At 73.8% G+C, this 14,842-nt stretch carries 12 protein-coding genes; 9 read left to right on the top strand and 3 right to left on the bottom strand.

The features are described from left to right. Positions 1-652 (bottom strand): trypsin-like serine protease (locus tag E1193_RS22545; protein ID WP_132185180.1); only part of this gene is annotated, 652 nt, incomplete at its 3' end. A gap of 319 nt (positions 653-971) precedes the next feature. Further along, positions 972-1,097, bottom strand: coding sequence for a hypothetical protein (locus E1193_RS34020; RefSeq protein WP_347877042.1), 126 nt, complete (start codon positions 1,095-1,097; stop codon positions 972-974). A gap of 86 nt (positions 1,098-1,183) precedes the next feature. On the opposite strand from E1193_RS34020, the gene dxr reads away from it, so the two are divergent. The 5 genes from dxr to E1193_RS22515 all read left to right on the top strand — a co-directional run bounded on the left by dxr (position 1,184) and on the right by E1193_RS22515 (position 7,095). Next, on the top strand, positions 1,184-2,395 hold the full coding sequence (dxr, locus tag E1193_RS22535) for a 1-deoxy-D-xylulose-5-phosphate reductoisomerase (protein WP_132185179.1): 1,212 nt from the start codon (positions 1,184-1,186) through the stop codon (positions 2,393-2,395). Further along, positions 2,395-3,636, top strand: coding sequence for a site-2 protease family protein (locus tag E1193_RS22530; protein WP_132185178.1), 1,242 nt, complete (start codon positions 2,395-2,397; stop codon positions 3,634-3,636). The genes dxr and E1193_RS22530 overlap by 1 nt, the downstream gene beginning before the upstream one ends. A 9-nt stretch (positions 3,637-3,645) precedes the next feature. Further along, positions 3,646-4,818 carry a flavodoxin-dependent (E)-4-hydroxy-3-methylbut-2-enyl-diphosphate synthase gene (ispG, locus tag E1193_RS22525; RefSeq protein ID WP_132185177.1) on the top strand — a complete coding sequence of 391 codons (1,173 nt, stop codon included), beginning with the start codon at positions 3,646-3,648 and terminating at the stop codon, positions 4,816-4,818. 166 nt (positions 4,819-4,984) lie between these two features. After that, complete coding sequence (locus E1193_RS22520) at positions 4,985-6,208, top strand: MFS transporter (RefSeq protein ID WP_132185176.1); 1,224 nt, start codon at positions 4,985-4,987, stop codon at positions 6,206-6,208. A gap of 47 nt (positions 6,209-6,255) precedes the next feature. Continuing rightward, positions 6,256-7,095: a DUF4081 domain-containing GNAT family N-acetyltransferase gene (locus E1193_RS22515; protein WP_132185175.1), complete on the top strand. Its 840-nt coding sequence runs from the start codon at positions 6,256-6,258 to the stop codon at positions 7,093-7,095. Here the strand turns inward: E1193_RS22515 and E1193_RS22510 are convergent. Then, on the bottom strand, positions 7,041-7,307 hold the full coding sequence (locus E1193_RS22510) for a hypothetical protein (RefSeq protein WP_132185174.1): 267 nt from the start codon (positions 7,305-7,307) through the stop codon (positions 7,041-7,043). The two genes, E1193_RS22515 and E1193_RS22510, sit on opposite strands and share 55 nt — an antisense overlap. Before the next feature lie 142 nt (positions 7,308-7,449). Between E1193_RS22510 and E1193_RS33845 the strand changes: the two genes are divergently transcribed. From E1193_RS33845 to E1193_RS22490, 4 genes are all read left to right on the top strand, one after another. Further along, on the top strand, positions 7,450-8,271 hold the full coding sequence (locus E1193_RS33845) for an ABC transporter ATP-binding protein (RefSeq protein WP_132185173.1): 822 nt from the start codon (positions 7,450-7,452) through the stop codon (positions 8,269-8,271). Continuing rightward, the gene (locus E1193_RS22500) at positions 8,268-10,460 is read left to right on the top strand and encodes a YhgE/Pip domain-containing protein (protein WP_132185172.1); all 2,193 of its coding nucleotides are present in this window, start codon (positions 8,268-8,270) and stop codon (positions 10,458-10,460) included. The genes E1193_RS33845 and E1193_RS22500 overlap by 4 nt, the downstream gene beginning before the upstream one ends. Before the next feature lie 77 nt (positions 10,461-10,537). Then, entirely contained in the window at positions 10,538-11,131 is a 594-nt protein-coding gene (locus E1193_RS22495; RefSeq protein WP_132185171.1) for a TetR family transcriptional regulator, read from the top strand. 105 nt (positions 11,132-11,236) lie between these two features. Beyond that, a complete protein-coding gene (locus E1193_RS22490; protein ID WP_132185170.1) occupies positions 11,237-14,734 on the top strand; it encodes an ABC transporter ATP-binding protein in 3,498 nt (1,165 codons plus the stop codon). Positions 14,735-14,842: the final 108 nt, after the last annotated feature.

Below are 14,842 nucleotides of genomic sequence, written 5' to 3'. Positions count from 1 at the left end.
GCCAGGAGGAGCGCCCGATCGCCACCAGTTCGGTCCCCGCGCCGCTGTCGCGCAGCGCCGGGCCGCCCGCGTCGCCCTTGCACGGGCCGACCTGGTCCCCCACGGTGCCGACGATGTCCACAGTGGCCGCGCCCACGGAGGTGACCTCGAAGGTGGCCGTGTGCGCCTGGTTGGGCACCCACTCGGTACGGGTGCGTCCGTAGCCGACCAGTCGCAGCCGCTCGCCCGCGGCCGGGGCGGTCGAACCGATCGGGACCGGCGCGACATCGGTGATCGGGGTCGCGAGTCGGGCCAGGACGACGTCGCGCTGCGGGTGTGGCACCAACCGTACGACCGGCACGGCGTGACCCGACGTCGTGGTGAGGTTGGTCCGTCCGACGATGGCCATCGTCGGCTGTCTCGGCGCCCCGAAGGTCACGGTCCGGCCGTCCGCCTCGAAGCAGGTCCGGGCGGTGATCAGCCATTGCCGGTCTATCAACGATCCGGTGCAGCTGGTGCCACCGCCCCCGGGTGCCCCCACCTCGATCTTGGCGACGAACGGGTCCGCGCCATCCGCCAGCGTCCGCCCCGGACCGGCGACGACGACCACCCCGCCACCCAGGAGCCCGAGCAGCGCCAACCACCACCAACGACGCACGGCTGTTCCCCCCATACCCTCCCTGACATGGCGGGTACACCATGCGGCAGGCCGTTTGGCTTTTCCTTGCACTCGAATTGAATGCGCAGGTCACGGGCGGTTTCATGAGCAGGGCGTCCGCCGGAGGCGCGCACCCCGCCAAGGAGGACGGCACCGGCCGCGGCCACCAGGTTGTCACCGCTCGTGACGGCCGCGCCGAGGTACGTCACGAACACCACCCCGCTCAGGCCGGCGATCAGCGCGGGGACGGCACTTGTACGCCGAGGCGCACCCGTCTGCGACGCCGCCCCTCGCCGGGCTGCGCGACTCGGCTGGTCGGCAGCAGGGTGTTCCGCTAAGGGGGTGAGCCCGGATGTCCCAGGCCGCATTCGCGCCCGAGCCGGCAGCACGTCTCGAAATCTACGAACAGCAGGCCGTTCTTCGTGGTGAGCACGTTGCCGGGGTGCGGCTCGCCGTGCAGCAGCTGCTGGGTCTAATCCGCATCGACCGACACCGACGGCTGAGGCTCCCAGCGGGCACACAGGGGGCGCGGGGCAGAATGGCCCGGTGACCACTCCCCGAGACCTCGTCCTGCTCGGTTCCACCGGCTCGATCGGCACTCAGGCCATCGACATCGTGCAGCGCAACCCGGACCGGTTCCGGGTGGTGGCGCTCGGCGCCGGGGGCGGCAACGTCGCGCTGCTCGCCACGCAGGCGCTGGAGCTGGGCGTGGAAGCGGTCGCGGTGGCGAGGTCCACCGCCGCGCAGGACCTCCAGCTCGCCTTCTACGCCGAGGCCAGCCGGCGCGGCTGGGCCACCGGGGACTTCAAGCTGCCGAAGATCGTCGCCGGCCCGGACGCGATGACCGAGCTGGCGCAGTGGCCCTGCGACATCGTGCTCAACGGGGTGGTGGGCTCGCTCGGGCTCGCGCCGACCCTCGCGGCGCTGCGCGCCGGGCGTACCCTCGCCCTGGCCAACAAGGAGTCCCTGGTGGCCGGCGGCCACCTGGTGAAGGCCGCGGTGACGCGGCCGGGGCAGATCGTGCCGGTCGACTCCGAGCACTCGGCTCTCGCGCAGTGCCTGCGCTCCGGTGCCCGGGCGGAGGTGCGCCGGCTGATCGTCACCGCCAGCGGCGGGCCGTTCCGGGGCCGGCGACGCGACGAGCTGACCGGGGTCACGCCGGAGCAGGCGCTGGCGCACCCCACCTGGAACATGGGCCCGGTCGTCACGATCAACTCCGCCACCATGGTCAACAAGGCGCTGGAGGTGATCGAGGCGCACGAGCTGTACGACGTGCCGTACGCCGACATCACCGTCATGATCCACCCGACCTCGGTGATCCACTCGATGGTCGAGTTCGCCGACGGGTCCACCATCGCCCAGGCCAGCCCGCCGGACATGCGCCTGCCGATCGCGCTCGCGCTGGGCTGGCCGGACCGGGTGCCCGAGGCTGCCTCCGCCGTCGACTGGACGAGGGCGCACACCTGGGAGTTCGCCCCGCTCGACGACGAGGCGTTCCCGGCGGTCGCCCTGGCCAAGGCGGCCGGCGAGGCCGGGCGCTGCCGCCCGGCGGTCTACAACGCGGCCAACGAGGAGTGCGTCGCGGCGTTCGTGGCCGGCCGGCTGCCGTTCCTCGGCATCGTCGACACCCTCGGACGGGTGCTGGAGGCGGCTCCCGATTTCGGCGAACCGGGTACCGTCGAGGACGTGCTCGCGGCGGAGTCGTGGGCGCGTTCGCACGCCCAGGAGATCATCTCGGGGTCGGGGAAGGGAGCCTGATGCTGTACCTGCTCGGGGTGGTGGTGATCGCCCTGGCGATTCTCATCTCGGTGAGCCTGCACGAGGCCGGTCACATGCTGACCGCCAAGGCGTTCGGGATGAAGGTCACCCGCTACTTCGTCGGCTTCGGCCCGACCATCTTCTCCTTCCGTCGGGGCGAGACGGAGTACGGCCTCAAGGCCATCCCGCTCGGCGGCTTCTGCAAGATCGTCGGCATGACGCCGCAGGACGACGACGTCGAACCGGCCGACGAGCACCGGGCGATGTGGCGCTACCCGGTGTGGAAGCGGACGATCGTGATGTCCGCCGGCTCGATCACCCACTTCGCGCTGGCCGCGATCGCGATCTGGCTCGCGGCGATGTTCATGGGGATGCCGAACAAGGCCGTGCCCAACCCGCTGCCGGCGTACGTCAAGGTCGTCGACTGCGTCATCCCCGCCAACGTGGCGCGCGAGTGCGCCCCCGGTGACCCGGCCAGCCCCGCCAAGCAGGCCGGCCTGCGCGACGACGACAAGATCGTCGCGGTGAACGGGGTCGCCGTCCCCGACTACACCGCCCTGGTCAAGACCGTCCGCGAGCTGCCCCCGGGCCAGCCGGCGACGATCCGCTACGAACGCGACGGCGTGCCCGCCGAGATCCGGACCACCCTGACCGCGGTGCAGCGCGCGCCGCTGGACAACCCGAAGGGCGCCCCGATCACCGTCTCCGCCCTCGGCGTGGCCGGTCCGTCGCTGCCGCCGGGTGTCCCGGCCACCGTCACCTACGGCCCGATCGAGGCGATCCCCGCCACCGGCGGCTACATCAAGGACCTCGCCGTCGGCACGTTCGAGGCGATGAAGCGGATCCCGGAGAAGGTCCCCGCCCTGTGGGAGGCCGTCACCGGCGGCGAGCGGGACAAGGACACCCCGATCAGCGTGGTCGGCGCCAGCCGGATCGGCGGCGAGGCGCTGGAGCACGGCGTCTGGCAGATGCTCGTCCTGCTCTTCATCAGCCTGAACTTCTTCGTCGGCGTGTTCAACCTGCTGCCGCTGCTGCCGCTGGACGGCGGCCACATCGCCATCGCCTGGTTCGAACGCGCCCGCTCCTGGCTGTACGGCCTGATCGGCCGCGCCGACCCGGGCCGGGTCGACTACCTGAAGCTCATGCCGCTCACGTACGCGGTGATCCTGGTCGGTGGGGCGTTCACGCTGCTCACCGCCACCGCGGACATCATCAACCCGATCACGCTCTTCACAAGGTGAGTGCCTGAAGTGACCGCTGTCAGTCTCGGTATGCCCGCCGTACCGCCCCCGCCGCTCGCGCCGCGCCGGGCCAGCCGCCAGATCATGGTCGGTTCGGTGCCGGTCGGTGGGGGCGCGCCGGTGTCGGTGCAGTCGATGACCACCACCCTCACCTCCGACGTCAACGCCACCCTCCAGCAGATCGCCGAGTTGACCGCGTCTGGTTGCCAGATCGTCCGGGTGGCCGTGCCGAGCCAGGACGACGTGGAGGCGTTGCCGGCGATCGCGCGCAAGTCGCAGATCCCGGTGATCGCCGACATCCACTTCCAGCCGAAGTACGTCTTCGCCGCGATCGACGCCGGCTGCGCGGCCGTCCGGGTGAACCCGGGCAACATCCGCCAGTTCGACGACAAGGTCGCCGAGATCGCCAAGGCGGCCGGTGACGCCGGCGTGCCGATCCGGATCGGGGTCAACGCCGGCTCGTTGGACAAGCGGCTGCTGGCCAAGTACGGCAAGGCCACCGCCGAGGCGCTGGTCGAGTCGGCGCTGTGGGAGTGCTCGCTGTTCGAGGAGCACGGCTTCCGGGACATCAAGATCTCGGTCAAGCACAACGACCCGGTGGTGATGATCCGGGCGTACCGGCAGCTCGCCGAGCAGTGCGACTACCCGCTGCACCTGGGCGTGACCGAGGCTGGCCCGGCGTTCCAGGGCACCATCAAGTCGGCGGTCGCCTTCGGCGCGCTGCTGGCCGAGGGGATCGGCGACACGATCCGGGTCTCGCTGTCCGCCCCGCCGGTGGAGGAGATCAAGGTCGGCAATCAGATCCTGGAGTCGCTGGGCCTGCGCGAGCGCGGCCTGGAGATCGTCTCCTGCCCGTCCTGCGGCCGGGCCCAGGTGGACGTCTACAAGCTCGCCGAGGAGGTCACCGCCGGCCTGGAGGGGCTGCCGGTGCCGCTGCGGGTGGCCGTGATGGGCTGCGTGGTGAACGGTCCGGGCGAGGCCCGGGAGGCCGACCTCGGCGTCGCCTCCGGCAACGGCAAGGGGCAGATCTTCGTCAGGGGCCAGGTCATCAAGACCGTGCCCGAGGGGCAGATCGTCGAGACGCTGATCGAGGAGGCGCTCCGGCTCGCCGACGAGATGGGCGCGGAGCTCCCCGAGGAGCTGCGCGCCCTGGTTCCGGGGGCCACGGTCACCGTCCACTGACCCTCCCCCGACGGCCCTTCGTGCCGCGCTGCGGCGCACGGCGCGCGGGAAAGAGTGGTTGTTCCGCGAGGAACAGCCACTCTTTCTCTGTTTGTGCCGTGCGGAGGGCGGGTGGTGTGGCCGGCCGGGAAAGAAAACCGTACGTACGTCTTGCTAGGGTGTGCCGGTGCGACTGCTTCCCGAACCGGGGCCGGCCCGGACGCTTGCCCTCTCCACCCTGGTCAACACCGTCGGGCGGGGCACCTGGCTGACCGTCAGCGCGCTCTTCCTGACCCGCTCGGTCGGCCTGTCGGTGACCCAGGTCGGCCTCGGCCTCACCGTCACCGCGCTGGTCGCCCTGGTGGCCAGCACGCCCATGGGCTACCTCGCCGACCGGCACGGCCCGCGCGGCATGCAGGTCGGCGCGCTGCTCGCCTGCGCCGCGTGCACCGCCGCCCTGGTGGCCGTCCGGTCGTTCGCCACCTTCCTGGTGGTCGGGGTGCTGATGGCGGTGGCCGACGCCGCGACCAGGGGTGCCCGGGGCGCGTTGATCGCCGGGGCCGTCCCCGCCGACCAGCGGGTCCGCACCCGGGCGTACCTGCGAGCGGTCACCAACGTCGGGATCTCCGTCGGCGCCGTGGTCGCCGGCGTGGGGATCGCGGCCGACACCCGCGCCGGGTACGTCGCGCTGATCCTGCTCGACTGTGCCACGTACCTGCTCGCGGCGGCGATCCTGCTCCGGCTGACGCCGCTGCCACCGGTGCCGGCCCCCGCCCATGGGCCACGGCTGATCGCCCTGCGGGACCGCCCGTTCCTCGCCTTCGCCGTCCTCGACGGGCTGATGTCGATGCACTTCGGGCTGCTCAACATCGCCCTGCCGCTCTGGATCGCCGGGCACACCACCGCGCCCCGCTGGATCGTGTCGGCCTGCATGCTGGTCAACACGGTGATCGTGGTGCTCTTCCAGGTCCGTGCCTCACGTGGCACCGAGGAGCTGGCCGGAGCCGGGTCGGCCGCCCGGCGGGCTGGCGTGGTGATCGCGGTGGCCTGCGCGCTCTTCGCCGCCAGCGGGAGCGCGCCCACCCCGGTGGCGGTGGGGCTGCTGCTGGCCGGGTCGCTGGTGCACGTCCTGGGCGAGCTGTGGCACGCCGCCGCCGGGTGGGGTATCTCGTTCGGCCTCGCCCCCGCCCATGCCCAGGGCCAGTACCAGGGGGCGTACGGGATGGGCATGCAGCTCGGCGGGATGGTCGCGCCGGTGGTGGTCACCAGCCTCGCGGTCGGCTGGGGGGCGCCGGGCTGGCTGCTGTTGGGCGGGTGGTTCCTGCTGCTGGGGGCGCTGGTGCCCCCGGTGGTGCGGTGGGCCGCCCGGAGCCGGCCGGTCGAGGTCACGCCGGAGCCGGCGACCGTCTGATCCGGTCGGCCCGCGCGCTCCCGCCCCCATCTGGCAGGCTGGTAACCGTGCTGACGGTGCCGGTACGCCAACTGGGGGAGTCGGAGCGCCGGGCGGTCGAGCGGCTGCTCGACCTCGACCCGATCGCGGGTGCGCAGGTCGCCGAGCGGATCACCGCCCGTGGTCTGGCCTGGTGGCGCGCCGAGGGGCGGCTGCTCGGGTACGGTTCGCGCCGCCACCTGGAGTCGATCTGCTGGCTGGGTGGCAACCTCACCCCGGTGCTCGCCACCGAGCCGGCGGTGGCCGCCTTCGCCGAGCAGCTCGCCACCGAGGAGCGGATCTGCTCCTCGATCGTCGGACGGGCCGACGCGGTGCTCGGGCTCTGGGACCGGCTCTCGGCGTACTGGGGGCCGGCCCGGGACGTCCGGCCGAACCAGCCACTGCTGGTTACCGACGCGCTGCCCGAGGTGCCCGCCGACCCGCACGTGCGCCGGGTGCGCGGCGGAGAGATGGATCTGATCTTCCCGGCGGCGGTCGCCATGTACACCGAGGAGGTCGGCGTGTCGCCGCTGGCTGAGGACGGCGGGCGGGCCTACCGGCGGCGGGTGAACGACATGGTCCGTTCCGGACGGGCGTACGCGCGCCTCGTCGACGGCCAGGTGGTGTTCAAGGCCGAGCTGGCGGTGGTGACCCGGCAGACGGCCCAGGTGCAGGGGGTTTGGGTGGCGCCGGAGTGGCGCGGCCGGGGGATCGCCACGGCGGCCATGGCCGCCGTGGTGCGCGACGCCCTGCTGCGGGTCGCCCCGACGGTCAGCCTCTACGTCAACGACTTCAACCTGTCGGCCCGCCGGGTCTACGAGCGTTGCGGCTTCCGCCCGGTCGGCACCCTGGCCACCGTGTTGTTCTGATCCGCCCGCGTCAGCCCTCCCCGGACGGCCCGCTCGGCGCGGGCCTCCCGCTCGGCGCGAGCCTCCCGCTCGGCGCGAGCCTCCCGCTCGGCGCGGGCCTCCCGCTCGGTGCGCTGCCTGGCCGTGGACTGCCCGGCGGTCGGTGCGTCCGCTGGTCCGACGCTGGCGTCCTCACCGGGGGTGGCTTGCGGCAGGTCGGGGCTGCCGGTCATGTGGATCCCGCAGGATGCCGCAGGCTGTGAGGAAGTGCCGCCGGACATGGCGGAGATCACGGATGCCCGACTCTTCCGAACCGCCCGCCCGGCGATACGCTGGACATGTTTTTATACTGACTAGTCAGTTCAAGGATGTCGGATGAGGATCGTCGAGGCGCACGGGCTGGGGCTTCGCACCCGCCGGGGCTGGGTGTACCGGGACGTCGACCTGACGGCCGAGGCGGGCGAGCTGCACGCGGTCACCGGGCCGCCCGGCAGTGGGCGTACCTCGCTGCTGCTCGCGCTCTCCGGCCGGTTCCCGTACACCGCCGGCAGCTTGCGCACCCACGGCCCGGCCGCGCTCGGCCAGGTCGCCGGAGTGCACGAGCCCGATCCCGCGCTCACCGTCGCCGAGCACATCCAGGAACGCCTGCTGCTGCTCGGGCCGGTGCCGCGCCGCCGCCGGCAACTGGTACCGGTCGCCGCCCTCCGTGCCCGTCGGGCGTACCGGCAAAACGCCCTGGCCGCCGCGCTCTCCGGCGCCGGCTTCACCGACGACGTCCCGCTGGATCCGAACCTGCGCGGCCGGGACCTCACCCCGGTGCAGCGGCAGGTCCTCGGCCTGGTGCTGGCAACCCTGTGCGGGCCCAGCCTGATCGTCGCCGACGACGTCGACGCCGGCACGGACGCCGACGAGCGGGCCTGGCTCTGGGCCGCCCTGGCCCGCCTCTCCGACCAGGGGTACGCCGTCGTCGCCAGCGCCCGCGCCGTCGAATTCGGCACCCCGGCGGTCGCGCACCGCATCGGCGACCCCACCCTGCCGGCCCGCGTCGACCCGACCGTCTCGCCGCCCGCCGTGCCCGAGCAGCCGGCCCTCGAAACCCTCGCCGCCGTGCCGGCTGCCGATCCCGACAAGACCGCCCCTCCCGCGAGCGGGGCCCCCGGCTCCGCCGCCTCCGACACCGCCGAGGTGACCCGATGAGCGTCTTCCGCCTGGCCCGCTTCGAGCTGCGCCGGATGACCCGGGGGCGGCTGCCGCGCGCCGCGCTCGCCGTCCTCACCGTGGTCCCGCTGCTCTACGGGGCCCTCTACCTCTACGCCTTCTGGGATCCGTACGGGAACATGGACCGCATCCCGGTGGCGCTGGTCAACGCCGACCGGCCGGCGAAGACCGCCGACGGCGGCGAGGTGCACGCCGGGCAGGACCTCACCGACGAGCTGCTCCACCGGAGGGTCTTCGGCTGGACCGTCACCGACGCTCAGGATGCCACCGCCGGCCTCCGCACCGGCCGGTACCACCTGGTCTTCTCCATCCCGGAGGACTTCTCGGCCACCCTGGCCGCCAACCCCGATCCGGACCACCCGGCCCGGCCCGCCGAACTGAAGGTGGTCAACGACGACGCCACCAACTACCTCTCCGGTCTGCTGGCGCGCTCGGCGTTCAGCGAGATCCGGGCCGCCGCCGCGGAGAGCGCCGCCGGGGGCTACTTCGACCGGATGCTGGTCGGCTTCACCGACCTGAAGGCCGAGACCGGTCGGGCCGCCGACGGGGCCGGGCAACTCGCCGACGGGCTGACCCGATCACAGGACGGCGCCGACCGGCTGTCCGGCGGCCTCGGCGACGCCGAGGCGGGTGCCGGCAAGCTCTCCGCCGGCCTGGGCCAGGCCGCCCGGGGCGCCGACCAGCTCACCGGCGGCATCGACAAGCTGCGTACCGGCGCCGCCCAGCTCGCCGACGGCAGCGCCCAGGTCGCCACCCAGACCCGGGCCGCCGCCGACAGGGTCGACGCCGCGGTCGGCACCGTCGACGCCGCCACCGGCACGGTCGAGCCGGTGCTGCGGAAGAACGCCGACACCATCGCCCGGGCCGCCACCGCCATCGCCGAGGGAGCCGACGCGCTCGCCGGCGGCCTCGACGCCCTGCCGCGGCAGGCCGACGCCGCCGCCGCCCAGGCGCGCAAGGTGCGCGACCGGCTCGACGCGCTCGTCGCCAAGCACCCCGAACTGGCCGACGACCGGGACGTCACCGCCGCCCGGCAGGCCGCCGACGACCTCGTCGACACCGCCGGGAAGATAACCGGCACCCTGGATCGGCTCGACCTGGCGAAGCTGAAGAAGGAGATGCGCCAGGTGGCCGCCTCCGCCCGCCAGGTCGCCGCCGCCGCACCGCACCTGGCCGACGACGTCGCCGACGCGCGGACCAAGGTCCACCAACTCGCCGACGGCCTCGGCCAGCTCGCCGACGCCACCGGCAGGGTCGCCAAGGGCAACGCCGAACTGCGCGACGGGCTCGGCGGGGCCGCCACCGGCGCCCAACAGATCCGCGGCGCGCTGTTCCGGCTCTCCACCGGCGCCCGCGACCTCGACAGCGGCCTGGCCCAGCTCGGCGGTGGCGGCGCGCAACTCGCCGCCGGCCTGACCAAACTGGAGGGTGGCGCCGGCCAGCTCGCCGACGGCCTGGCCGCCGGGGAACAGAAGATCCCCGGGTACGACGACGCCGCCGACCGCGCCGGCATCCTCGGCGACCCGGTCCGGCTGGACCGCAGCAGCGAACACCCCGCCGGCTCGTACGGGGTGGGCTTCGCGCCGTACTTCCTGGCCCTGGCGCTCTGGGTCGGCGCGATGATCACGTACATGCTGCTGCGGCCGGTGAACCGCCGGCACGTGATGTCCGGCGCGCCCGCCTGGCGGGTCGCGCTCGCCGGCTGGCTGCCCGCCGCGGCCATCGGGCTGGCCCAGGCCGGGGTGCTCTTCACCGTGGTCACCCTGGCGCTCGGCCTCGACCCGGTCCACCCGGCCGCCACCCTCGGGCTGCTCGCCCTGACCTCGCTCGCGTTCACCGCGATCATGCAGTGGCTCGGCGCGCAGCTCGGCCCGGCCGGCCGGCTCGCCGCGCTGGCCCTGCTGATGCTCCAGCTCACCTCCTCCGGTGGCACCTACCCGGTCCAGACGTCACCGAGCTTCTTCCAGGCGATCCACCCGTACCTGCCGATGACCTACGTGGTGCAGAGCCTGCGGCACACCGTCAACGGCGGCCCCGCCGCAACCGTGGTCACCGGCGCGCTGGTCATCGCGGGGTTCGGCGTCGCGGCGCTGCTGCTGACCGTCGTGGCGGCCCGCCGCTCGCGCCGGCTGACCCCGGCCCGGCTGCACCCCGAACTGAGCATGTGAGGATGCTGTTGGGCCACGCGGCGATACGCCGACAGGCGGACCCCGGCCCGCACCGGCCGGTTCGACGGGGAGGGCCAGTGACGGACGGACGATCACGACGGCGGGAGGACACCCGGCAACGCCTCTTTGTGGCGGCCGTGGAACTCATTGCCGAGCAGGGCTTCTCGGCCACCACCGTGGACGACATCGCCGCCCGCGCCGGGGTGGCCAAGGGCACCGTCTACTACAACTTCGAGTCCAAGACGGTCCTTTTCGAGGAGTTGCTGCGCCACGGCATCGGCCTGCTCACCGCCGACTTCCGGGCCGCGGTGGCGGGGCTGCCCCCACGCGAGGCGCTCGCCGCCCTGGTGCGGGCCGAACTGGAGTACATCCGGCGCTACCGGGCCTTCGCCCAGTTGCTGCTGTCGGAGATGTGGCGGACCAACCGCGAGTGGCAACAGACCCTGCGGCTGCTGCGCGACGAGGCGATCGAGGTGATCGCGCAGACCGTCCGCGCCGGGGTGGACAGCGGCGAGCTGCCGGCCGACCTGGACGTGCGCACCGCCTCCTCGGCGCTGTTCGGGGTCGGGCTCGTGGTGGCCGTCGACTGGCTGGTCTTCCAGCCCGACCGGCCGATCACCGACGTGCAGGAGGCGTTGCTCGGCATCGTCCGGCGGGTCGCCCGGACCTGAGCCGGCGGGTCTGCCGGTGGCGTAAATGCGTTGAGTGGTCGCCGTCGGAGGGTCAGGCTGGGGTCGCCGCCCCCACCCCACCCCGAGTCCCGGAGGGACCGTCCCATGCGCCTGCTCCGTGATCTCTGGGCCACCGCGCCACGTCGGATGGCCCTGGTGGTGTTCCTGGTCGTCCTCGCCGCCGCCGGCCAGGCCGCCGCCTCGGCGCTGGCCGGCCCCGTCCTGGTGCACCGTTCGGTGGGCTGGTTCGTCGGGCTGGCCGTGGCGCTGGTCGCCGCCGTCGGCAGCGATCTGGTGATCGGCCTGGTGATGGCCCGGCTGACCGCCGACTGGTCCGCCGACGTGCGCCGCCGGCTCTGCCGGGTGGCGCTCGGTCAGGATTTGCCGACCCTGGAGACCACCCCGGTCGGCGAACTGCTCGACCGCATCGACAACGACGTCTACCAGGTCGCCTCCGAGGTGCGGGGCACCGGTGTCCGGCTGGTGCAGGGGCTGGCGGTCTGCCTGCTCTCCACGGTGGCCGCCGTCTTCGTCTGGTGGCCGGCCGGTGTCGCCATGGTGCTGCTGACCGCGCTGCTCGCGGTGGTGCTGCGCCGCCCCACGGCCCGCATCGCACCGGCCCGGATGGCCGAGGAGGAGGCCTGGTCGGATCTGGCAGCGGTGATGGAGGAGGCCGTGCACGGCCAGGACGACGTCCGGACCAGCCTGGCCCGGCCGTACGTGCTGCGCCTCTACGCCCGGCGGGCCGCCGAGGTCCTCGCCCGGGCCCGCCGGGTGTTCCGGATGACGGCGGAGGTCACCGCCATCGCGGGCGGGGCGGTTCGGGTCGGTGTCGTCGCCGTGGTGCTGGGCGGGGCGTGGGCGCTGGCCACCGGCCGGGTCGACGGAGCCCGGCTCACCGCCATCTGGCTGCTCGCCATCGCCTTCGGCGCCACCACGGAGCACCTCGCCCGCTGGGTGCCGCAGGTGCAGTACGCGCTCGGCGCGTGGGCCCGGGTGCAACTGCTCTCCGACGCCCGGCAGGAACCCTCCGGCGGGGCGAGCCCGACCGAGGGCGACCTGACCGTGCGTGGGCTCAGCTTCCGGTACCCGACCAGCGGCGACGCCCAGCGTGGCCCGGCGCTGCGCGACGTGCGGCTCAGCTTCGTCCGGGGCCGGTCGTACGCCCTGGTCGGGCGGACCGGTTCGGGCAAGTCGACGCTGGCGAAGGTGCTCACCCGGGCGGTGGACGTGCCGCGCGGGACGGTCTTCCTCGGCGACACCGACCTGACCGACCTCGACGTCGAACGGCTGCGCCAGTGGATCGCCGTGGTGCCGCAACGCACCGAGATCCTCGCCGGCACCCTCGCCGAGAACGTCGCCCTCTTCGACCCCGACCTGCTCGACGATGCCGGCCGGGCGCTGGCGGAGCTGGGGCTGGACAACTGGATCGCCGAACTGCCCGGCGGGCTGGGCACCCGGCTCGGCGACGGCGGGTACGTGCTCTCGGCCGGCCAGGAACAGCTCGTGGCGTTCGCCCGGATCCTGGTCCGTGACCCGCACGTGGTGATCCTCGACGAGGCCACCGCCCGGCTAGACCCGGTCACCGAGAACCGGGTGCGCGAGGCGACCGAGCGGCTGCTCGCCGACCGGATCGGCATCGTCATCGCCCACCGGCTGTCCTCGGTGCGGCGCTGTGACGAGGTGGTGGTGATGGGCGACGGCGCGGTGCTGGAGGCCGGTCCGTTGCGCGAGTCGGCCCGCTTCGCCGAACTGCTCGCCGCCAGCCACGCCGGAGCGTACGCCGGGGCGGGCGCGCCCCGTGCCGGGGTGGACCTGCTGCCGGCGCCGGGCGGGGAGTGGGACGCCGAGCCGGAGGTCGTCGCGCCGGTGGCGGCACCGCGGCCGGTGGCCGTACCGAAGGGCGAACCGCCGCCGCTGCCTGCGCAGCCGCCCGCGCGGACCATGCGGGAGATCCTGCGGCTGGGCCTGAACGACCCGCGCTACGGGCTGGTCTCGGTCGGCCTGTTCACCGTCATGCTGCTGTTCGGCCTGGACGGCTCGGTGCTGCCCTGGCTCTGGGCGGACGTGGTCGACGGTGGCAGTCCCTGGCTGCCGGCGGTCGGTATCGCCGCCGCGCTGCTGCTGGTGCTGCCGCTGCCCTACCTGACCAACGCGTGGTTCCCGCAGTGGTGGGTGCGCCAGATGCTGCGGATCAGCCTGCGGCTGGTGCACGGGCAGACCGGCCCGCGCCGGGTCAGCGAGCACACCCCGGCCGAGGTGGTGGCCCAGGGCGGCGACACCGAGCGGGTGGTGGAGCTGGCCGACAACCTGATGGACCAGTTCATCGCGTTGGCGCTGCTGGTGAGCATGACGGTGGTGACCGGCAGCATCGTGCCGGGGCTGTTCTTCGTCGGCACGATGGTGGTCTCGGGGCTGACCGCGACCCTGTTCGGTCCGCGCCTGGAACGTTCCGCCCGGGGCACGGTCAAGGCCCGGGCGGCGTTCGCCACGGCGCTGGTGTCGTCGCTGTCGGCGGCGCGCACGGTGAAGCTGGCCGGGGCCACCCGGCCGGTGCTCGACCATCTCGCCCAACTGGACGTGGTGCGCAGCGACCGGCAGCGCCGGGAGATCGCCATGCAGGTGTGGGCCCGGTCCACCCCGGCGGTGGCCAGCGGACTGTTGCCGATCGGGGCCTGGGCGCTCTACCTGGCCGGTGGCCTCTCCGCCGGTGGCACCCTGGTGGCGGTCTCCACCCTGGGTGCGGCCCGCTGGTTCGCCTGGACGACCGCGGCGCTGGTGTCGCACTACCCGTCGGCGAAGGTGTGGACCCGGCGGACGGTGTCGATGTGCGGGGTGGCGTCGTACTCGGCGCCGGTGCCCGGCGTGGACCTCGCCGCCGGCACCGCGCCCGCGCCCGAGCCGCCCGCCCGGCGGCCGTTGCGGCGACTGGAGCTGGTCGGCTTCGGCGCCCTGCACGGCGACGGGACGTTGGCCGTCCGCGACGTGGACCTCACCGTGTCGCGGGGGCAGCTGGTGCTGGTCGTGGGGCCGGTGGGCGCCGGCAAGTCCTCGCTGCTGCGGGCGCTCGCCGGGATCGTGCACCACACCGGCACGCTGCGCTGGAACGACGAGCCGGTGACCGAACCGGAGCTGTTCCTGCGCCCGCAGCAGGTGGGGTACGTGGGGCAGCTGCCCCGGGTGCTGTCCGGCACGGTCGCCGACAACGTCGCCCTCGGGCACGACGTGGACGCGGTCGGGGCGGTGGCGACAGCCCAGCTGGAACACGACCTGGCCGCCGCCGGAGGTGGGCTGGGGCTGCTCATCGGGCACAAGGGGACCCGGCTGTCCGGTGGGCAGTTGCAGCGGCTGGCGCTGGCCCGGGCGCTGGCGCCGCGTACCGAGCTGCTGATCGCCGACGACGTCTCGTCCGCGCTGGACGTCACCACCGAGCTGGCGCTCTGGGCGGCGCTGCGCGAGCACGGGGTGACCGTGATCGGCTCCACGTCCAAGCGGGCCGCCCTGGTCCGCGCCGACCACGTGGTGGTCCTGCAGGGCGGAACGGTGGCCGCCCAGGGCCCCTGGCGCGCCCTGGAACCCCGCTGGTCCCACCTGGCCGGCTAACCCACCCCACCGTCACCGGCTGATCATGAGGTTGGCGGGGACAGACCGGGCTGCCCTGCCAACTCCGTGATCGACGCGGCGTGGGGGCGGTGGTGGTGGGATGGGGAG

The organism is Micromonospora sp. KC606 (genome assembly GCF_004348675.1).
Classification (GTDB): Bacteria; Actinomycetota; Actinomycetes; order Mycobacteriales; family Micromonosporaceae; genus Micromonospora.
This window is presented reverse-complemented; position numbering and strand designations above follow the sequence as displayed.